Annotated in this window: 17 protein-coding genes; 7 read left to right on the forward strand and 10 right to left on the reverse strand. The window is 64.0% G+C overall.

The annotated features are described in order from the left end of the window. Window positions 1-3 precede the first annotated feature (3 nt). The 9 genes from mraY to ACFWEM_RS26845 all read right to left on the reverse strand — a co-directional run bounded on the left by mraY (window position 4) and on the right by ACFWEM_RS26845 (window position 10,457). Window positions 4-1,086 (reverse strand): phospho-N-acetylmuramoyl-pentapeptide-transferase, encoded by a 1,083-nt coding sequence (gene mraY, locus ACFWEM_RS26805; RefSeq protein WP_003941699.1) that lies wholly within the window; start codon window positions 1,084-1,086, stop codon window positions 4-6. Further along, complete coding sequence (murF, locus tag ACFWEM_RS26810; RefSeq protein WP_378538817.1) at window positions 1,083-2,669, reverse strand: UDP-N-acetylmuramoyl-tripeptide--D-alanyl-D-alanine ligase; 1,587 nt, start codon at window positions 2,667-2,669, stop codon at window positions 1,083-1,085. The genes mraY and murF overlap by 4 nt, the downstream gene beginning before the upstream one ends. Beyond that, window positions 2,669-4,300: a UDP-N-acetylmuramoyl-L-alanyl-D-glutamate--2,6-diaminopimelate ligase gene (locus tag ACFWEM_RS26815; RefSeq protein WP_378538818.1), complete on the reverse strand. Its 1,632-nt coding sequence runs from the start codon at window positions 4,298-4,300 to the stop codon at window positions 2,669-2,671. Before ACFWEM_RS26815 ends, murF begins: the two co-directional genes overlap by 1 nt. Before the next feature lie 179 nt (window positions 4,301-4,479). Then, window positions 4,480-6,354: a peptidoglycan D,D-transpeptidase FtsI family protein gene (locus ACFWEM_RS26820; protein ID WP_378538819.1), complete on the reverse strand. Its 1,875-nt coding sequence runs from the start codon at window positions 6,352-6,354 to the stop codon at window positions 4,480-4,482. Next, complete coding sequence (locus ACFWEM_RS26825) at window positions 6,351-6,995, reverse strand: hypothetical protein (RefSeq protein WP_378538820.1); 645 nt, start codon at window positions 6,993-6,995, stop codon at window positions 6,351-6,353. Before ACFWEM_RS26825 ends, ACFWEM_RS26820 begins: the two co-directional genes overlap by 4 nt. After that, entirely contained in the window at window positions 6,992-8,005 is a 1,014-nt protein-coding gene (gene rsmH / locus ACFWEM_RS26830; protein WP_230813526.1) for a 16S rRNA (cytosine(1402)-N(4))-methyltransferase RsmH, read from the reverse strand. Before rsmH ends, ACFWEM_RS26825 begins: the two co-directional genes overlap by 4 nt. A gap of 190 nt (window positions 8,006-8,195) precedes the next feature. Next, window positions 8,196-8,627, reverse strand: coding sequence for a division/cell wall cluster transcriptional repressor MraZ (gene mraZ, locus ACFWEM_RS26835; RefSeq protein WP_003941779.1), 432 nt, complete (start codon window positions 8,625-8,627; stop codon window positions 8,196-8,198). Window positions 8,628-9,221: 594 nt separating this feature from the next. After that, window positions 9,222-9,668, reverse strand: a complete 447-nt coding sequence (locus ACFWEM_RS26840; protein ID WP_378538821.1) for a DUF3040 domain-containing protein — start codon at window positions 9,666-9,668, stop codon at window positions 9,222-9,224. Between the two features lie 237 nt (window positions 9,669-9,905). Beyond that, window positions 9,906-10,457 carry an SAV_6107 family HEPN domain-containing protein gene (locus ACFWEM_RS26845; RefSeq protein WP_378538822.1) on the reverse strand — a complete coding sequence of 184 codons (552 nt, stop codon included), beginning with the start codon at window positions 10,455-10,457 and terminating at the stop codon, window positions 9,906-9,908. A gap of 147 nt (window positions 10,458-10,604) precedes the next feature. Here ACFWEM_RS26845 and ACFWEM_RS26850 point away from each other — a divergent pair, with 147 nt between their 5' ends. The 3 genes from ACFWEM_RS26850 to ACFWEM_RS26860 all read left to right on the forward strand — a co-directional run bounded on the left by ACFWEM_RS26850 (window position 10,605) and on the right by ACFWEM_RS26860 (window position 13,655). After that, window positions 10,605-11,210, forward strand: a complete 606-nt coding sequence (locus ACFWEM_RS26850; protein ID WP_378538823.1) for a GNAT family N-acetyltransferase — start codon at window positions 10,605-10,607, stop codon at window positions 11,208-11,210. Next, window positions 11,207-12,805, forward strand: coding sequence for a phytoene desaturase family protein (locus ACFWEM_RS26855; protein ID WP_378538824.1), 1,599 nt, complete (start codon window positions 11,207-11,209; stop codon window positions 12,803-12,805). Before ACFWEM_RS26850 ends, ACFWEM_RS26855 begins: the two co-directional genes overlap by 4 nt. A 70-nt stretch (window positions 12,806-12,875) precedes the next feature. After that, entirely contained in the window at window positions 12,876-13,655 is a 780-nt protein-coding gene (locus ACFWEM_RS26860; RefSeq protein ID WP_378538825.1) for an LppM family (lipo)protein, read from the forward strand. 49 nt (window positions 13,656-13,704) lie between these two features. On the opposite strand, the gene ACFWEM_RS26865 is transcribed toward ACFWEM_RS26860, so the two are convergent. Further along, the gene (locus ACFWEM_RS26865; RefSeq protein ID WP_378538826.1) at window positions 13,705-14,694 is read right to left on the reverse strand and encodes a methylenetetrahydrofolate reductase; all 990 of its coding nucleotides are present in this window, start codon (window positions 14,692-14,694) and stop codon (window positions 13,705-13,707) included. Window positions 14,695-14,864: 170 nt separating this feature from the next. On the opposite strand from ACFWEM_RS26865, the gene ACFWEM_RS26870 reads away from it, so the two are divergent. The 4 genes from ACFWEM_RS26870 to ACFWEM_RS26885 all read left to right on the forward strand — a co-directional run bounded on the left by ACFWEM_RS26870 (window position 14,865) and on the right by ACFWEM_RS26885 (window position 20,227). Further along, window positions 14,865-16,004, forward strand: coding sequence for a polyprenyl synthetase family protein (locus tag ACFWEM_RS26870; protein ID WP_378538827.1), 1,140 nt, complete (start codon window positions 14,865-14,867; stop codon window positions 16,002-16,004). Between the two features lie 2 nt (window positions 16,005-16,006). Beyond that, entirely contained in the window at window positions 16,007-17,599 is a 1,593-nt protein-coding gene (crtI, locus tag ACFWEM_RS26875) for a phytoene desaturase family protein (protein ID WP_378538828.1), read from the forward strand. 98 nt (window positions 17,600-17,697) lie between these two features. After that, complete coding sequence (locus tag ACFWEM_RS26880) at window positions 17,698-19,266, forward strand: alpha-(1->6)-mannopyranosyltransferase A (protein WP_378538829.1); 1,569 nt, start codon at window positions 17,698-17,700, stop codon at window positions 19,264-19,266. Between the two features lie 19 nt (window positions 19,267-19,285). Continuing rightward, window positions 19,286-20,227 (forward strand): phytoene/squalene synthase family protein, encoded by a 942-nt coding sequence (locus ACFWEM_RS26885; protein ID WP_378538830.1) that lies wholly within the window; start codon window positions 19,286-19,288, stop codon window positions 20,225-20,227. Window positions 20,228-20,257: the final 30 nt, after the last annotated feature.

The following is a 20,257-nucleotide window of genomic DNA, read 5'->3' on the forward strand; positions in this document are numbered from 1 at the left end:
TTTTCAGCCTCCGAGCGCTGCGAGGTATTCGCTGTAGAAGAGTGCCAATCCGATTGCCGACGCGATAGCCGCCAGCAACCAGAATCTGATGATCACCGTGGTTTCAGCCCACCCGGCGAGTTCGAAGTGGTGATGGAACGGTGCCATTCGGAACACCCGCCGTCGGCTGGACCGGAACACCGCTACCTGGATCACCACCGACGCGGCCTCCGCGACGAACAGTGCGCCGATGACAACCATCAGCAGTTCCGTGCTGGTGGTGATCGACAACCCCGCGAGCATGCCGCCGAGGGCAAGAGAACCGGTGTCGCCCATGAAGATCTTGGCAGGTGCGGCGTTCCACCACAGGAAACCGATGCACGCGCCGGCGCCGGCCGCGCAGAGCACCGCAAGATCGAGTGGATCGCGGACGTCGTAGCAACCCTTGCCCGGGTTGGTCTCACACGAGTAGCGGAACTGCCAGAACGTGATGATGACGTAGGCGCCGAGAACGAAACTCATCGCCCCGGCGGCCAGACCGTCCAGGCCGTCGGTCAGGTTGACGGCATTGGACCAGGCGCTGACCAGTAGGTAGCAGAACGCGATGAAGACCACGGAACCGAGTGAGACGGTGGCGATGTCACGAACGTACGACAGATGAACACTGCCCGGAGTCAGCCCGTCGTCACCGCGGAACTGAAGGGCCAAGATACCGAAGGCAATTGCTGCGACGAACTGTCCGACCAGCTTCGCTGTCTTGTTCAGTCCGAGATTGCGCTGCTTGCGGATCTTGATGAAGTCGTCGAGGAAACCGACTCCGCCGAGAGCTGTGGTCAGACCCAGAACGAGGAGCCCGGACGCCGATGGCCCCTCCGCGTTGTCCATGCCGAGACCGATGAGGTGCGAGCCGAGATAGCCGGCCCAGATTCCGGTCAGGATCGCGACGCCGCCCATGGTGGGGGTGCCGCGCTTGGCCTGGTGACTGGCCGGACCTTCGGTTCGGATCTCCTGCCCGAAACCTTGTTTCGAGAACGCCTTGATCAGGATTGGCGTGAGCATGATGGAGACCGCGAGCGCGATGCCTGCGGCGAGAAGAATCTGGATCACTGCGAATCCCCGCTGTTCTCGCCGTCAGTGTTCTCGTCACCAGTGTGGTTCTCGCTGCCGGTGTTCTCGCCGTCGGCGCCTGTCGTTGCGGCCAGAATCGCTTCGGCGACCGTCCACAGTTCAACCGACTTGGACGCCTTCACCAGTACGAGATCGCCGGGTTCGAGTTCTGCTTCGAGGATGGCAATTGCCGCAGCTGCGTCGGGCACGACGACGGACTCGTCACCCCACGACCCCTCCATCACCGCTCCTTGATGCATCGCACGCGAGGTGCGGCCCGTTCCGACGACGATCAACTTGCTGACGTCGAGCCTGACGGCAAGGCGACCGATCGCGTCGTGCTCGACCACCGACTCCGGCCCGAGTTCACCCATCTCACCGAGCACAGCCCAGCTTCGACGCCCGAAGTGCCGATCCGATCGTGCCATGGACACCAACGCCTTGAGGGCGGCGCGCATGGAATCGGGATTGGCGTTGTAACTGTCGTTGACAACGGTGACGCCGTCGGCGCGCTCGGTAACTTCCATTCGCCTCGCGGACGCTGCCTTCGTGCCCTCGAGGACACGCGCGATGTCTTCAACCGCGAGGCCGTTCTCGAGCGCGACAGCCGCAGCGGCAAGAGCATTGCTCACGTGATGTTCGCCGTGCACGGCCAGACGAATACGCGCCGAACCCTGCGAACAGTTCAGTGTGAAGGAAGCCCGCGCCTGGTCGTCGACGACCACGTCGGTCGCCCGAACGTCGCAGTCTTCCGACTGGCCGACGAATACGATCCGGGCTTTGGTCCGGCTCGCCATTGCGGCGACCATGCGGTCGTCGGCGTTGAGGACCGCGACGCCACCGTCGGCTGCCGACGGGAGTGCTTCCACCAGTTCACCTTTGGCGACAGCGATCGCTTCACGCGAACCGAATTCACCGAGGTGAGCGGTACCCACGTTGAGAACGACGCCGATCTTCGGCGGCGCAATCTCGGTCAGCTCGCCGACGTGGCCGACCCCGCGTGCCGACATCTCGAGGACCAGGAAGCGAGTCTTCGCGTCCGCGCGGAGGACCGTCCACGGCAAACCCAGTTCGTTGTTGAACGATCCGGGCGGCGCAACCACCTCACCGCGCTCGCGCAACAGCGCTGCAATCAGGTCCTTGGTCGAGGTCTTGCCCGCAGAACCGGTGACACCGACCAGCGTCAGCCCACCATCAGTTGCTGTTCCATCAGTTGCCAGTTCGTCGACGACTGCTCGGGCCAAAAGACCGAGGGCGTGCAGGACTGCGGCCCCGGATCCGTCGGTGTCGTGTTCGAGCAGCATCACCGCACTGGGACCGTCGTTCGGCACCGAAGGAACGACGATCGCCGGCACTCCGACCGGCCGCGCCGCGAGTACCGCGACGGCGCCTGCCGCCACCGCAGCTTCCGCGTGATCATGGCCGTCGACACGTGCGCCGGGTAGTGCGAGGAAAAGCCCACCTGGACTGACCTTGCGCGAATCGAATTCGACGGTTCCAGTCACCTGCGTCGACGAATCGTCGACGTCGTGCAGGGTTCCTCCGACGATCTCGGCGATCCGAGAGAGCGTCATCGGGATCATTACTTGCCTCCATGTGCTGTGTTGATCGCGAATCGGCCGATCATTTCGCCCAACACCTCGCGGTCGTCGAACGGGTGCTTGACCCCGTCGATTTCTTGACCTACTTCGTGGCCTTTGCCTGCAACCAGGACGACATCTCCTGGCTCTGCCCACCGGACCGCTTGCTCGATCGCGGTCGCCCGGTCCCCCACTTCACGAACCTCGCCGCGTTCCGATTCGGGCACGTCCATGGCGCCCTGCATCACCGAAGCACGAATCTTCGCCGGATCCTCGGAACGTGGGTTGTCGTCGGTGACGATCAGCAGGTCTGCACCTCGCGCACCCGCTTCACCCATGAGAGCCCGTTTGCCGGCGTCGCGATCTCCGCCCGCACCGACCACCACCGCAACTCGGCCGGGAACCTGGTTGCGCAGCGTGGCGATCACGGCTTCGAGCGCTGCCGGCTTGTGCGCGTAGTCGACCACAGCGAGAAAGCTCTGTCCACGGTCGATCCGCTGAACTCGTCCGGGGACATCCACAGTGCCGAGCGCCCGAACAGCGGCGTCCGGGTCGAGGCCGGCAGCAAAACTGACGGTCAACGCCAGCGCAGCGTTGGCCACGTTGTATCGCCCGGGGAGGCGAAGCGAGACCGGCCATGATTGTCCGTCGGGCCCGACCAACTCGAAAGTCTGTGAGCCGTCCTCGGCAACCTCGACCGCACCGACTTTCCATTCGGCCTCGGCCGTCGAGGTCGAGACCGTGGTCACTGCATCGCTCGCGTCGGTCGCGGCCAACTCGGCCATCCGTCGACCCCATACGTCGTCGACGCAGACGACGGCATGCTCGGCTCGCACCGTCGACTCGGGATCGAACAACCGAGCCTTGGCCTGGAAGTACTCCTCGAAGTCCCGATGGAAATCGAGGTGGTCCTGCGAAAGATTGGTGAAAGCGCCGATGTCGAAGCGGATGCCGTCGACGCGTCCGAGAGCGAGCGCGTGACTGGACACCTCCATGACGACGGTGTCGATCCCCTGCTCCGCCATCACGGCGAACAGAGCATGCAGTTGCGGAGCTTCCGGCGTGGTCAGCGCGCTGGGGACCCGGCGGCCGTCGATGCGAGTCTCGATGGTGCCCACCAGGCCGGGCTTGCGGCCGGCTCCGGCAATCGCTGCTTCGAGCAGGTACGACGTCGTGGTCTTGCCGGACGTGCCGGTGATGCCGACGACCTGCATCTTCTCTGAAGGTCGGCCGTAGATTTCCGCTGAGATCTCGCCGAGCACGTCCCGCGGATTCGGATGAACCAGAACCGGAACGGGACGGTCGGGCGCCTTGTCAGCGGCCTCTATCAATTCCAGGCCGGCCTCGTCGGTCAAGATCGCGGTCGCACCGCGCCCCAGAGCGTCGACGGCGAACTGAGCGCCATGCGTCCTGGCACCGGGCAGAGCAGCGAAGAGGTCATCGGTCACGATTCCCTGCGCACGCAGGTCGACACCCTTGACGACCACCTCCGGTGACTGTGATCCCGGTTGTCCGACCCATTCGAGGCGAGCCCCGGACAGTTCGGACAGCGCCGTGACCGCGGTAGCAACCGGTTGTGTCGGACGCGTCCCGGGAGCGCCGTCCGAGTTCGACGATTGCAAACGATTCGGCACTGTCACTCGACTCCTGGGAATTGTCGTTGGTCTACGGCGGTCGTTGGTCGGTCGTCGGTCTATGGCGATCGCAGCGCAAGCAAGGTAGGGCGCACTGCAATGAATGAGATTACTGCGGCGTTTGAGATTACCGTGTCCGGGATTAACCCGAAGACCGTGTCGAACCCCACACCCCGCAATCAGTCCGCCTGCAACACCAACTTGCGACCGGGGTCCGGCGACATCGGAACACTGTCACGCTGCAACATCCACGAGGCGATGTTGTGAAACAACGGCGCTGCCGATTGACCGCCCCCGCCGTCCACGCCGCGAACCGGGGCGTCGAGCATGATTCCGATCACGAATCGAGGGTTGTCCGCGGGCGCGATTCCCGCGAAGGTGATCCAGTAGTTGGAGTTGGAGTAGCACTTGCACGCGGGATCCACCTGCTGCGCGGTGCCCGTCTTGCCGCTGACCTGATATCCCTCGACGCCCGCGGCAACACCCGTTCCTCGTTGGTTGCCGGTGTCTTCCTGAGTGACCGATCGGAACATGTCCCGAACCGTCGAGGCTGTCTGGGCGCTGACCACCTCGACGCCCTCGGGTTGCGGCGTCTCGGTTCGAGCGCCGGAAGAATCGACAGTCGACTTCACGATCCGCGGCGGAATTCGCACACCGTCGTTGGCAATAGCCTGATACATCCCCGTCATCTGCAAGGTTGTCATCGACAGACCCTGACCGATCGGCAAGTTCGCGAAGGTTCCGCCGGACCACTGGTCGCGACTCGGAACGCTGCCCGCGCTCTCGCCGGGAAGTCCGACGTCGGTGCGTTGTCCGAGGCCGAACCTGTTCAGCATGTCTGCGTAGCGATCCTCGCCCACTCGCTGAGCGAGCATCAAGGTACCGACGTTCGAGGACTTTCCGAACACGCCTGTAGAGGTGTACGGAGCCACACCGTGATCCCACGCATCCTTGACTGTGGCACCGGCCATCGTGATGCTGCCCGGGACCTGCAGAACTTCGTCCGGAGTTGTCTTACCGTCCTCGATGGCCGCTGCAGCGGTGACGATCTTGTTCACCGATCCAGGTTCGAACGGTGTGCTGACCGACGGATTGCCCATTTCGACTGTCGGCGCGTTCTTGTCGATGCCGATCGCGGGGTTGAAGGTGCTGTCGTTGGACATGGCCAACACCTGCCCCGTCTTGGAGTCCATGACCACAACCGAAGCGTTCTTTGCGCCTGACTTGTCCTTGGCAATCTGAACCTGCTGCTGAACGTAGAACTGGAGATCCGAATCGATGGTCAGTTCGACACCCGAACCGTTGACGGCCGGTTGCTTGTCACGCCAGCTACCGGGGATCACTGCCCCGTCCGAACCGCGGTCGTAGGTCTCGGATCCATCGGTTCCGGCGAGTGTGGAGTCCATCGAATCTTCGAGGCCGAGCAACCCGTGCCCGTCCCAACCGGTCGCGCCGACGAGATTCGCGGCCAGAGAGCCACCGGGGTACTCGCGGATGTCCTGACGCTCGAGCCCGACCTCCCGAAACTTGTCCGAGATCTCGGCTGCAACTGCCGGGTCCACGCTGCGCGCGAGGTAGGTGAAGGTCTCGTTGCTGTTCATTTTCTGAAGCAGATCTTTTTCCGGAACGGTATCGCCGAGCTTGGCGTGGATTCCGGCTGCGATCTCAGCGAGGCGATCGCTCACTTCCGGCGCCTGCTTGGCGCCCTCGACGCCCTGCTCGATGCTCTTGGCGCGCGCTTCCTCCAGTTCCTTGCGTACCCGCACCGGCTGGAAGGTCAGCGCCTTGGCTTCCATGGTGAACGCGAGAGGATTTCCGTTGCGGTCGGTAATCGAGCCGCGTACGGCGGGATCAACCTGCGTCGTGGTTCGTTGATTAGCGGATTCCGCGGCCAGACTCGGCGCATCGATGCCCTGAATCCACAAGAGCTGCAATGCCGCAACGGCGAGCGCACCACACATGGTGATACGACCGACTCGCTGGCGAAACGGGAAGGAGGCGGTAGCCGAGCGGCGCGGACGCCGACCGGGGTTGTTACGGGAGTTCTGACTCACCGACGTTCCTCAGGCGGAGCAGGCACCGCCGTCGTGGTGGCGGGTGCTGTCGTCGTGGGGATCACAGGAACCAATTGTTCACTCTGCGCGAGGTTTCGCGTGTTATTAGGAACGCTCGGCGTGGCTCCCGGGACTACCGGCGGCGTGGTGCGCGGTGGCGTCGAGGTCGGTGCGGGGACCGACGTGGGCGCATCGAGCGGTGGCATAGCTCCGGCAGTCGCGGGCGTCGGCGTTCCGACGACCTCGACCGAACCATCCGGATGCACCACCAGGCGTGCAGGATCCTTGGCCGGGACCATGCCGAGAGCGCTGGCCTGATTTGCCAACTCCGGAGCCGAGTTACGCGACTGGAAGTCACGTTCGAGCGCTGCTTTCTGCTCGACCAAAGACTGGTTGTAAGCACGCGCATCACTGAGTTGGTACGAATCCTCAGCAGCGCGAGTGGTCAGCAGCAGGGTCATCGCAAGACCGATCGACAGCAGTCCGATGACGGAGGCCACGAACGGTACTCGTCCCTTGAGCATCGCCCGAGGAGAGATCGACGGGCCGGCAGCAGCGGCAGTTCCGGTCCGACCGGCCGCCCGTGCGGTGCGCTTCTCGTATGCGCGTTGCGCTGCACCGGATTTGCCCTGACCACTCATGCTCGCCTCCTGGAAATGCGTTCTGCGGCACGCAAACGCACCGGAGCTGATCGTGGGTTCTCTTCGATTTCCTGCTCGGACGCACGTTCTGCGCCACGGGTGAGAATGCGGAACTCCGGGCCCATTCCCGGCAACTCGACCGGCAGACCCTCAGGACTGGTGGACTTGGAGCGGGGAACCAACTCCGCCTTCACAACTCGATCCTCGAGCGACTGGTAGGACATGAACACCACTCGTCCACCGACTGCCAGTGCGTCGAGCCCGGCAGGCACCGCTGCACGAAGCGAGTCCAACTCGGCATTGACTTCGATCCGCAGCGCTTGGAAGGTGCGCTTGGCCGGGTGTCCACCGGTACGTCGCGTGGCTGCCGGGATTGTCCGGTACAGCAACTCGACCAGAGCTGCACTGGTGGTGAAAGGTTCACGCTCACGCTGCCGAAGGACCTCGGACGCAATCTTTCCGGCGAATCTCTCTTCGCCGTACGTGCTCAGAATGCGAGCAAGGTCGCCGTGGCTGTAGGTGTTGAGAACCTCTGCCGCGGTCAGCCCGACCGTCTGATCCATTCGCATGTCGAGAGGGGCGTCGATCGAGTACGCAAAACCTCTGTCGGCTTCGTCCAGCTGCATCGACGACACACCCAGATCGAAGAGGATCGCGTGAACCGACTCCGTCGACGGCAGACCGGCCTGTTCGAGCGCGTCTTCGATCCCGTCATACGTGGTGTGCACGAACGTCGTTCGGTCCGCGAATGGCGCCAGACGCTCGGAAGCGATCCGGAGTGCGTTGGTGTCGCGATCGAGACCGATGAGGTGAAGGCCCGGGTACTTGCCCAGGAAGAATTCGGAGTGGCCACCGAGCCCCAACGTCGCATCGATCATGTATGCGCCCGCTCCACCGTCACCGACGGCGGTGATGGCAGGGCCGAGAAGATCGTCGGCGCGGTGCAGAAGTACAGGGACGTGCGCGAAGCCATCGGCATCCGAGGGTTCGTTCACCTCGTGATCCACCATGATTGCTCCGGCTCCTACTTTCATGATTTCCGATGACTTTTCGAAAAGGTGCTGACTTTCCGAGAAGGCGATGACTGTTCGAGAAGGCGAATGCTTCGAGGTCCCTGCCCGAAGGAGAACCTGGCGCTGGGGAAGTGCGTCAGGGTCTTTCCGGGCAGAGGCCTCGCGGCATTCGCCGGGGGCTCTTCGCCTAGACGATCTCGCTGAGAGATTCGCCTGTTGCCTGCGAGTAGTCCTCTTCGTTGTCTCCGAGATACCTCTCCCAGGCTGCTAGATCCCAGATCTCGAGGTAATCGACGGAGCCGGTCACTACGCATTCCTTCGACAGGTTTGCGTAACGCCGATGATCAGCCGAGAGGGTGATTCGCCCCTGGGCATCGGCGTGCTGTTCATCTGTGCCGGCGGCCAGGGCACGTACATACGCCCGAGCTGCCGGATCATTGCGTGGAGCTGCCGCTGCCTTTCGAGCGAGCTTGACGAACTCGTCCCGGGGGTAAATGGCGAGGCTGTGATCTTGACTCTTGGTGATCATCAATCCTCCTGCCAGTTCGTCTCGGAACTTTGCCGGCAACGTGAGCCGACCTTTGTCGTCGAGCTTCGGCGTGAAGGTACCGAGGAACACTCGACACCTCCTGCGAGCTTGCGCTGAAACCCTCCCTATCGAGCGGATCGTGCTTCAGCTCTCCGCCCGAACCCACAGTACCCCACTTTCCCCCACAAACAAGGAGCACATGGTCCCTATTCAGCATCATTTGCTGATAAATAGCAGGTCAGCGCAGGTGGGGAGACGTGGGGGAAATTTGCAACCGTGTCCCGGCCCACACCACCGTCATATCGACCCTTCACGCCACGATTTGACGCTCCCCCAGACATAATCGCAGTACAAGCACGGTTTTCGAATAGGCGTGAGCTGGACGAGGTCTGGTCGTGCGTCGCAGTTCGACCAGGGTGGAGGAAAGTGGAGGGCCGGGTGGAGCGAAGTGGAGGATGCCCGTGGGCGTGCCTGTTGGGCAGCCAGGGTGGCGAGTGATTCGCTCGCGCGTCACTGATTCGCCGGCAACCCCGCCAGCGCGCACGACAACACCCACACCAACGCGTGTGGCGGTCGGCAACCTTGGTTGCCGACCGCCACACGTGTGGTCGTTCGTGCCCTGCAAAGGGCGTCATGTCCGAACTGCATCACTCTCGAAGTACGCCCCGAAGAAGGGTGGGAGAGCTAGTCCTGCTCGAACCTGCGTTTGAATCGATCTTCCATCCGCGACGAGAATCCGCCGCCGGACTTCCGGCCGCGTCCCCGTCCGGAACCACCGGCAGCACCCCTGCCCGGCGGACCGGACGGATGATTGCCGCCTTCGGAAGCGGGGTCGGCAGCTGCTGCGGACTTACGTCCACCACCCCAGAGGAACAACACCCCTGCGCCGAACATGAACAAGAAACCGAACAGGCTGATGATCGGAAAACCGCCCGGCTTGAGCGGGAGGGCAACCCCCGCGATCAGCAGGACCAGACCCAGCACGAATAGAGCCGCTGCTTGGAATCGCCGTCTACTCGACGGCGCCCGCATACGGCCGCCCCTCACATTGGAGGCGAACTTGGGGTCTTCGGCATAGAGAGCGCTCTCGATCTGATCGAGCATGCGCTGCTCGTGCTCGGAGAGTGGCACGGTACCTCCCCCGGCACTGGAAGTTTGGCAACCACCTCACGGTGTGAGGCGGCGGGTAATCAACTTGGACGATTACCTGTTTTCATAATACGAGCAGTTTAGGTCTCGGACCACCAACTCCGGGTACGAGTTCCGCCACAAGCGTACGTATTCGTGCCGAAGGACCCCGATTCGGCTCCATTTGCCCGCGCAGACCAGGAACTTCCCCGGAAATGACTGCCGGGACGGACCATTTGTTCACGACGCTTGCAAATGCGCGGACGTGTCCTGACCGATGAAATCTTCGACGGCTGTGAGAAAACGACCGACCTCGGCAAAAAATGCGTCGGAATCGGAGTCTGTGATCACGATCGACACACCGGTTTCCACGGCCGCACGCGTAGCGGACCACCCCGCGAAGAACTTCGACCACGCACCGAACGCGGGCGCCGCGGCGTCCATCAGGACCCACGCGTTTCCAGTTCGCTTACGCTTCGAGCCGGCACCGGCGGGAGCCGCTGCCAACACGGCCCCGGCACCACGCAGCGCCGCCAGGTAAGCACACCGGAACCGGTCGGCAGGATCGCCCGCCCCGATCGCTTCCTCCAGAAGCGCATCCGCCTTCCGAAGCAGTCCCCATGCCACACCGGACTTTCCCACTTGAGCAGTGCCGTGGCTGGTGGCCGTCGCACCGAACGACCGCCGCGCCGACATAGGCAATCGAGAGATTGCGGCCTCCGACGGACTCGACAACTCGGCAGGAAGAGTTCGTACGGATTTCACACGTTCAGGCTTCACACGCTCGGACATCGGGGCACCTCCTGCACCGTAAGGATCCAAGACCAGGTGGGCCGGAGATGCCCGCTTCCCTTCGGGCATCTCCGGATCACCCACATCGAACATCTGTTCGACCTATTCAATATAACTGCACCCACCGACACGCCGTCAAGAGAAGAGGTGAGACCGGTCGACCCGCAGATCGCCTGGACACCACATACGGTCGACCTCGACCGCGAAGAATTCGCGAGTCGACTCCACGAGGCACTGGCCGTGTACGTCACAGCGATGGACTATCCGCGAGGAACCGAGTTCCATCGCGCACCGATGTGGCAGGAGCATGCGAACCGGCCTGGCTGGAAAGCCGTCGGCGCATTGGCCGTTCCCCAGCAACCGTCGCACGAAAATCTGCCACTGGTGGGCATCGCTTACGGGTATCGCGGGAGCCCGGACCAGTGGTGGCATCAGCAGGTTCTGCACGGGCTTCGGCGCTCGGGTCGCCCCCAGAGCGAGATCGATGCGATTCTGAGCGACTACTTCGAACTCACCGAACTTCACGTGCATCCGAACGGACAAGGTCACCGGTTGGGCGAATCGCTCTTGCGCCACCTCCTCGCCGAGCGACCCGAACGCAGTGTTCTGTTGTCGACCCCCGAGGTGTACGAAGAGGACAACCGTGCCTGGCGGCTGTACCGTCGCCTCGGCTTTCGTGACGTGCTCCGCAGATTTCGTTTTGCCGGCGACAACCGACCGTTCGCGGTCCTCGGCCGCGGACTGCCGCTGTGAGCGCACTTCTCGACGCCGTCGTCGTCGGCTCCGGACACAACGCCCTCGTTTCGGCCGCCTACCTCGCACGCGAGGGTTGGTCGGTCGAGGTGCTCGAGAAGGACACGGTTCTCGGCGGCGCCGTCTCGACCGTCGAACGATTTCCCGGATACAAGGTGGACCGGGGGTCGTCGGCGCACCTCATGATTCGACACAGCGGCATCATCGAGGAGCTCGGACTCGCCGCGCACGGGCTGCGCTACATCGACTGTGACCCGTGGGCGTTCGCGCCGCCTGCGCCGGGCACCGACGGGCCGGGCATCGTGTTTCACCGCGACCTCGACGCAACCTGCCGGTCCATCGAACGAGCTTGCGGGACAAAGGACGCCGACTCGTATCGACGGTTCGTCGCAGTCTGGTCGGAGCGCAGTCGACACGTCATGAAAGCGTTTTCGGCGCCGCCCACGGGATCGAACCTGATCGGTGCGTTCGGAGGTCTCGCCACCGCACGCGGCAACAGCGAACTCTCGCGGCAGTTCCTCGCGCCCGGCGACGCACTGCTGGACGAGTATTTCGACAGCGAGGCACTCAAGGCTGCATTGGCGTGGTTCGGCGCCCAGTCCGGGCCTCCGATGTCGGAACCGGGAACCGCTCCGATGGTCGGCTTCGCGGCCCTCATGCACGTCTTGCCTCCCGGGCGGGCAGTCGGCGGGAGTGGCGCGCTGAGTGCTGCGTTGGCCTCCCGCATGGCTGTCGACGGCGCCGCAATCTCACTCGGTGACGGTGTGGCGTCGATCCGCCCTAACTCGAATCACTGGACCGCCACGACCGAGAACGGTCGAGAGATTCACGCTCGCAAGGTAATTGCCGGGTGCCACATCCTCACCACGCTCGAACTCCTGGGCCGCGGCGGCTTCGACGGCGAGACGCTCGAACGATGGCGTCGCCGCATCAGGGTAGGCCCCGGTATCGGCGCGGTACTGCGACTGGCAACATCGGCGCTTCCGTCCTACCGCGGCGATGCCACGACGCAGGAAAGCACGTCGGGATTGCAATTGCTCGTTTCCGATCGCGCCCACTTGCGCACTGCACACGGCGCAGCGCTGGCGGGGGAACTTCCTCCCCGCCCTGCGGTTCTCGGAATGAGTTTCAGCGGAATCGATCCCACGATCTCCCCGTCCGGCCGACATCAGGTGACACTGTGGTCACAGTGGCAACCGTATCGCCTCAGCGGACGTCGTGATTGGGCGTCGGTCGCGGAGGCGGAGGCCGACCGGATCGTCGGCGAGTTGGAGGCCGTCGCGCCCGGATTCGCTGATTCCGTCCTCGACCGCTTCATTCAGACTCCCCGCGACATCGAGTCGGAATTGGGGATGATCGGTGGAAATGTCATGCACGTCGAGATGTCACTCGATCAGATGATGTTGTGGCGACCGCTTCCGGAACTGTCCGGGCATCGCGTTCCGGGAGCAGACGGGTTGTATCTGACCGGTGCGTCGACGCATCCCGGTGGTGGGGTGTCCGGAGCCAGTGGTCGCAGTGCCGCTCGAATCGCACTGTCGGACAGCCGCCGGGGTGCGACTGGTCGTTGGATGCGTCGTTCGAGCAGGTCGTGAAGGTCACCCGCCGAACTTCATCCGCCGACACGCCCCCGCCTCGATGACTGGCTACGCCACGGCTGGCACGATGACCACTGTGCAACAGTCCACCGATCCCGCCGCCAAGCCGACCAGTCGGAAACGTTTCCTGACGGTTGCCGCGCTCGCCCTGATGCTTGTTCCCTTGCTTGCCGGGTGCATCCGCGTGCAGGTGTCGATGGGAGTGTCCGCGAACGATCGTGTGACCGGACAGGTGGTAGCTGCTGCTATTCCGGCGAACGAGGCGGACAAGGGTCCGCAGCTGACCCCACCTTCGTCACTGGAGGACAAGATACGGGTTCAGGAGTACAAGAAGGACGGATACGTCGGCAGCCAGGCGTTCTTCAGCGATCTGTCCTTCGGTGACGTCGCCCAACTGGGCTCCATGTACGCCGAGGGGTCCGGGTCGTTCCAGATCACCCTCAAGCGATCCGGGGACACCGTCACACTCGACGGCAAGGCAGACCTGAAGACGGTTCCAACTCAGGGCGCCGACGTCCAGGTCAGCATCGCCTTCCCGGCACGGGTCGGCACGACCAACGGAACACGAGACGGCGATTCCCGGGTGTCGTGGACCTTGCCCGCCGGCGAGGTGTCCACGATGCGCGCCGAGGTCAACTACGCGGACCCCAGCACCCGAAGCTTCGCCGGGTGGGCAGGAATCATGGCCGGGCTGGCGCTCGGTGTCGCGATTATCGTCGGTGCGATGGCCTGGATGGCGCGCAATCGAGCACCGATCAAGCGCGCGCCCGCCGCGAAAGCACCGGCCATGAAGACGCCTGGCACGAAGCAAGCAGACAACAAGAATCCGAAGAACACCGCGAAGTAACGCCTGGCGATTGCCCCGCTCGATTGTCGTCGAGCGTGGCAATCGGAGATCAGACGGCTTGTGCTGTCCCGACCGAGGTGTCGGGGGTGAGACCGAGGCGATCGAGGACCTCGCTGGTGGCACGCGCGAAGTTCAACGTGATGAAGTGCAGGCACGGAGCGCCTTCGGCGATCAACCGCTCACCCATCTCGGTGGCCAGATCGATACCGAGTTCACGGACCGCTGCACGGTTCTCTTCCGGACCGCTTCCAGCCGCGGCGTCGAATCGACGTTCGAGGGCGGGAGGCAGCGACGAGCCCGACAGTTCGAGCATGCGCCTCACCGAACGCAGCGAGGTCACCGGCATGATCTCCGGGATGATCGGCTTGGCGCCCTGTTCCGCGTCGTACGCACTGACCCGGTCACGAAGACGCAGGTAGTCCTCCACGTCGAAGAACATCTGCGTGATCGAGTACTCCGCGCCGGCACGCAGCTTCGACACCAGGTACTTCGTGTCGTATGCCAAGTCCGGAGCGCGGTAGTGGCCCTCGGGGAACGACGCCACACCCACGTGGAAGTCGCCCAGGTCACGGACCATCCGCACGAGTTCCTCGGCGTACTCGACGCCCTCGGGATGCTTCTTCCACTCGCCGAGCGGATCGCCGGGCGGATCGCCGCGCAACACGAGGATGTTGCTGATCCCACGATCGGCGTAGGCACCGACCATGGCACGAAGTTCGTCGGTGCTGTGCGACACCGCAGTCAGGTGAGCGACCGGCAGCAGGGTCGTCTCTTCGGCCAGTTCACCGGTGACGCGCACTGTTCGATCGCGCGTCGACCCGCCTGCGCCGTACGTCATCGAGACGAATGCCGGTCCGAGCCGCTCGAAGGTACGCACCGCACGCCACAGGCGCGCTTCGGCGTCGGCGTCGCGTGGCGGCGAAAACTCGACCGAGAACGGAATGCGGCTACCTGTCGAGGAAGCGATCCGATCGACGATCGACGGTGTTCGGGTGGCCCACCCCTCGCTGGAGCGGCCCCTGACTGGATCGAATGTCACCGGTCAAGCATATGTTTTCCAGCCGCAAACAAGCTCATCGCCCAGGACTGCGCATCCCGAATGTCAGGATCACGCAGTTCACGGCCCGACCCGCCGTTGATTCCAACCCCCACTAAGCTGGGCTCCAAGCTCGCTTCCGTGTAACCCTCCGGCGCGAGAACATACCGATCTTGGAGGCCACCCTGTCCGCAGGAACCGCGCGCGTTGGACAGAGTTCGACCAACACCGCACCGCATCCGACCTCACTCGAACTGCCAGGCCTGTTCGAAGGAGCGCTCCGCGACTTCTTCGCTTCACGCCGCGAACTCGTCTCGAACATCGGCGGTGGATACGAGAAGGCCGTCGATACCCTCGAGGCCTTTGTCCTGCGTGGGGGAAAGCGGGTCCGGCCGTCGTTCGCCTGGACGGGTTGGCTCGGCGCCGGAGGCGACCCGAACGGGAGCGACGCGGACGCGGTGATTCGTGCGTGCGCGGCCCTCGAACTGGTTCAGGCCTGCGCGCTCGTCCACGACGACATCATCGACGCATCAACGACCAGGCGCGGCTTCCCGACCGTTCACGTCGAATTCGAGGACCAGCACCGCGGCGAGAAGTGGAGCGGCGACTCCGCGCACTTCGGCGAGGCCGTCGCCATTCTGCTCGGCGACCTGGCGTTGGCCTGGGCGGACGACATGATCCGAGAATCCGGGATCAGCCCCGAGGCGGCCGCAAGGGTCAGCCCGGTCTGGTCGGCAATGCGCACCGAGGTGCTCGGTGGCCAGTTCCTCGACATCAGCAACGAAGCCCGCGGTGACGAAACCGTCGAGGCGGCCATGCGGGTCAACCGCTACAAAACCGCCGCGTACACGATCGAACGCCCACTGCACCTCGGCGCCGCACTGTTCGGTGCTGACGCCGAGCTGATCGACGCTTACCGCACGTTCGGAACGGACATCGGTATCGCGTTCCAACTTCGCGACGACTTACTCGGAGTGTTCGGAGACCCGTCCGTCACGGGCAAACCCTCGGGCGACGATCTCATTGCAGGCAAGCGCACTGTGCTGTTCGCGATGGCACTCGCCCGCGCCGACGCCGAGGACCCGGCGGCGGCCGAACTACTTCGCAACGGAATCGGCACCGACCTGACCGACAACGAAGTGGACACCCTGCGCGAGGTGATGACCGATCTCGGCGCCGTCACCGACGTCGAGACGCAGATCGACACTCTCGTCGAGGCAGCGTCGAACGCTCTCGGTGCAAGCACAGCAACGGCGCAGGCCAAGGCTCGTCTCACCGACATGGCGGTCGCGGCCACGAAGCGAAGCTACTGACCGTGGCAGACGTGCACCGCACTCGAACTGTCAGCTCGCCGACCGATCGGGTCGTGATCGTCGGCGCCGGACTCGCCGGACTGTCTGCAGGGTTGTATCTGCGGGGCGCCGGGCGCGAAGTCACGATTCTCGAGAGCAACAGTTCGGTCGGTGGACGAGTCGGCATCTACGAAGGCAGTGACTACAGCATCGACAACGGCGCCACCGTGCTGACGATGCCCGAACTCGTCGAAGACGCCCTTGCCGCCGTCGGCGCCGACCCCGACTCGACGAACCCCAAATTCGTTGTGCACAAGCTCGATCCGACGTACCACGCGCGATTCGCGGACGGCACCGCTCTCGACGTTCACGCCGATCCCGAAGACATGGCTGCCGAAGTAGCCCGCGTCTGCGGGCCGGAAGAAGCGCAGCGATATCGAGTGCTGCGCCGATGGCTGAACCGAATCTTCGACGCCGAATTCGATCGCTTCATGGACGCCGACTTCGATTCTCCCCTCGGACTGGTCAATTCGCGTGCCGCGGTCAAGGATCTGAGCCGACTCGTCGCGCTGGGAGGATTCGGGAAACTGGGTGGGCAGGTGGATCGCAAGATCCGCGACCCTCGCCTTCGGCGGATCTTCACCTTCCAAGCGCTGTATGCCGGCGTTGCTCCGTCTCGAGCCCTCGCGGTGTACGGGGCGATCGCGCACATGGATACCTCGCTCGGCGTCTACTTCCCCGAGGGCGGGATGCGCACGATCGCCGAGTCCATGGCCGACGCCTTCACCGAGGCCGGTGGAATTCTGCATCTCGGCCGCACTGTCGAACGCCTCGAAGTGAGCGATCGGCGCGTGCAAGCCGTTCACACACGCGACGGTGAGCGCTTCCACTGTGACGCCGCTGTCCTCACTCCCGACATGGCCGTCACGGACTCGCTCTTGCGCCCACATACCCGATTCCGCCCGCGCCGAGTGCGTACATCGCCGTCCGCGGTCGTGATTCATGGCACTGTTTCCTCTGCGGTCGCCGACGGATGGCCCGCGCAGCGACACCACATGATCGACTTCGGCGAGGCGTGGAAGCGTACCTTCGCCGAGATCACGGCACGCCGCGGCCGCGGGCAACTGATGAGTGATCCGTCACTGCTCGTCACCCGACCGGCACAGACCGATCCGGGCTTGGCCTTCTCGCGAGACGGCCGGATCCGTGAACCGTTGTCAGTCCTCGCGCCGTGCCCGAATCTGGACAGTGCGCCGCTCGACTGGTCGACTCTCGGCATGCCCTACGTTCGCGAAATCCTCCTTACGCTGCAGGAACGCGGTTACACGGGACTGGTCGAGTCGTTCGAGATCGATCACGTCGACACCCCGCAGACCTGGCTCGCGAAGGGCATGGCCGCCGGTAGTCCGTTCGCGGCGGCACACACCTTCACCCAGACGGGGCCGTTCCGACGCAAGAACCTCGCCCGCGGCTTCGACAACGTCGTTCTCGCCGGGTCGGGAACCGTTCCGGGGGTAGGAGTACCGACCGTTCTGCTGTCCGGTCGGCTCGCCGCCGAACGTATTACCGGTACACGCGAGCGAGCCAGCGCGGTGGGCACTCGTGCGAGCAACTAAACTAGCCCCTCGTAACCGACCATTCATCCACGATTCACCGACTCGGGCGCTGCACGCGCCGATCGACACCGATCTCCTCGGGGGAGGAACCTGCACCGATGACGTCCTCTGCCGCAGCCACTGAAATACCGTGGCACCTAAGGGCCGCCAATTTCCTTCGGACTCCCGAAGGTCACAGTGCACTGCTCGGTTTCTTCGGCGCAGTCATGATCACTTTCGGTGGATTCGGCGCCGGTAGCGTCCGGCGCCAGGATCCGCTGCTCGAGTCGATGCATCTGTCCTGGCTACGTTTCGGACACGGATCGATCCTGTCGGCGGCAATCGTGTGGATCGGTGTTCTCTGCATGATCGGCGCCTGGGTTCGACTGGGCCGCTCGACCCTGCGCGGTGAAGTCTCGCTGCGCGGTCTGCGCTACGTCGTCCCGGTCTGGACGTTTCCGCTGCTGTTCGCGGTTCCCATGTTCAGCCGCGACGCCTACTCCTACCTGGCACAAGGCGCCTTGTTGCGCAACGGCTTCGACCCGTACGCCGTCGGGCCCGTCGTCAATCCGGGCATCCTGCTCGACAACGTCTCCAACGTGTGGACGACGACTACTACTCCGTACGGGCCGGTTCACCTTCTCCTCGCCGACGCCATTGTTCGTCTGACCGGTGAGAACGTCATCGCGGGCACGATGCTGTTGCGGATCACGATGCTCCCCGGACTCGCCCTGATGATGTGGGCCGTCCCCCATCTCGCGACGAAGCTCGGCGGAAACACCTCGATCGCTCTGTGGCTCGCAGTACTCAATCCCCTCGTCCTGATCCACCTGATCGGCGGCGTTCACAACGAGATGCTCATGGTCGGCCTCATGGCCGCAGGCATCGCGCTCGCTCTCGAACGTAAGCATCTGTTCGGAATAGGGTTGATTGCACTCGCCGTCGCGATCAAGGCAACCGCGGGCGTCGCGCTTCCGTTCATCGTCTGGATCTGGATGATCCACGAGCGGGAGGATGCCGCGGCCGCCGGCCGCGAACCGGCGTCACCGATCCGGTCGTTCGTCAAGACGGCCGGTGCCGGTTTCGCGGTGTTCGTGGCAGTACTGGGATCCACCTCACTGATTGCCGGCGTCGGCCTCGGCTGGACAACAGCGCTCTCCGGCTCGGCAAAGATCATCAACTGGCTCTCGCTGCCCACGATCGTGGCGCACATCGGAACCATGGCCACCTCCTGGTTCGCCGGCGACCATTTCAACGACATCCTCGAAGTCTCCCGGACCATCTCGGCAGTCGTGTTGATCGCGATCATCGCCGCCGTGTGGTGGCGCTACCGCAAGACCGAGCGCGACGCCGTCATGGGCATCGTGATCGTGATGGTCGCCATCGTCGTTCTCTCCCCCGCCGCACTCCCCTGGTACTACTCCTGGCCGCTGGCAGTAGCGGCCGGTTTCGCAATGTCGCCGACCACCCTCGCTGTACTCACCGGCCTGTCCACCTGGCTGATGCTCGTGTTCCAGCCGGACGGATCCATCGGCCTGTACACCTTCCCGCATGTGGCTCTGGCCGTCTTCGCCGCCGTGATCGCGGCGATGTCCTTGCAGACGGAAGACCCACTCCGACTTCGTGGTCGCCGTCATGAAAAACCGGCCGAAGTCTCTACACCAGCCTCGGCGACCTCGGCGCCTTGATCCGCGCGATCCACTTGTCATGAACGCACTGTCCGCGTCCTACGGATTCTGCGAGGGCGTGACGAAGGAACACGGCCGCACATACTTTCTGGCCGCCCGGTTGCTACCCGAGCCACGACGCCGCGCAGTTCATGCCCTCTACGCATTTGCTCGCGTCGTCGACGACATCGTGGACGAGCCGTCGGGTCCACATGAACGCGGCACTGTCCTCGCTGACGTCGAACGCGCGACGTTCACGGCACTGCACGCCACCGGAATCCGTGACCTCCCGGCGACGGTTCCCGCGGACCTGAACCGGGTACTGCCGGCCTTCGCCGACGCCGTGAAGACGTTCGACATTCCTCGTACATATTTCGAAGCCTTCTTCGAGTCCATGCGGATGGACGCCCCCGACATGGCGAAGTTTCGACCCGTTTACAACACCATGGACGAATTGGGCGAGTACATGTACGGCTCGGCCGTCGTCATCGGTTTGCAGATGCTCCCGATTCTCGGAGTGAGCGTTCCGCAGCAGGAAGCAGTGGTGCCCGCGTCGAATCTCGGTGAGGCGTTTCAGCTGACCAACTTCATCCGCGACGTCGGCGAAGACCTCGACCGCGGACGCCTGTATCTACCGGCAAGCGAGTTCGCCGCATTCGGCGTCGACATCGAGATGCTCGAGCACGGGCGCAGAACCGGCACGGTGGACGTTCGCGTCAAGCGTGCACTGGCACACTTCATTGCCGTGACGCGAGGACGGTATCGGTCTGCCGAATCCGGAATCCCGATGCTCGACCGGCGAGTCCAGCCGTCGATTCACACAGCTTTCGTGTTGTACGGAGCAATTCTCGATCAGGTCGAGCGCGCCGACTTCCGGATCCTGCATCGACGAGTATCCGTTCCCGGACGCACGCGGCTTCGGGTCGCGGCGCCCGGTCTCGTCCGGTCGGCTACGTACGCGGCGAAAATCCGGCGCGGTTGAATGCGCAGTGGGTGAGTTGTCAGAAAGCCG

It is taken from the genome of Rhodococcus sp. NPDC060176 (genome assembly GCF_042728675.1).
GTDB lineage: Bacteria > Actinomycetota > Actinomycetes > Mycobacteriales > Mycobacteriaceae > Rhodococcus_F.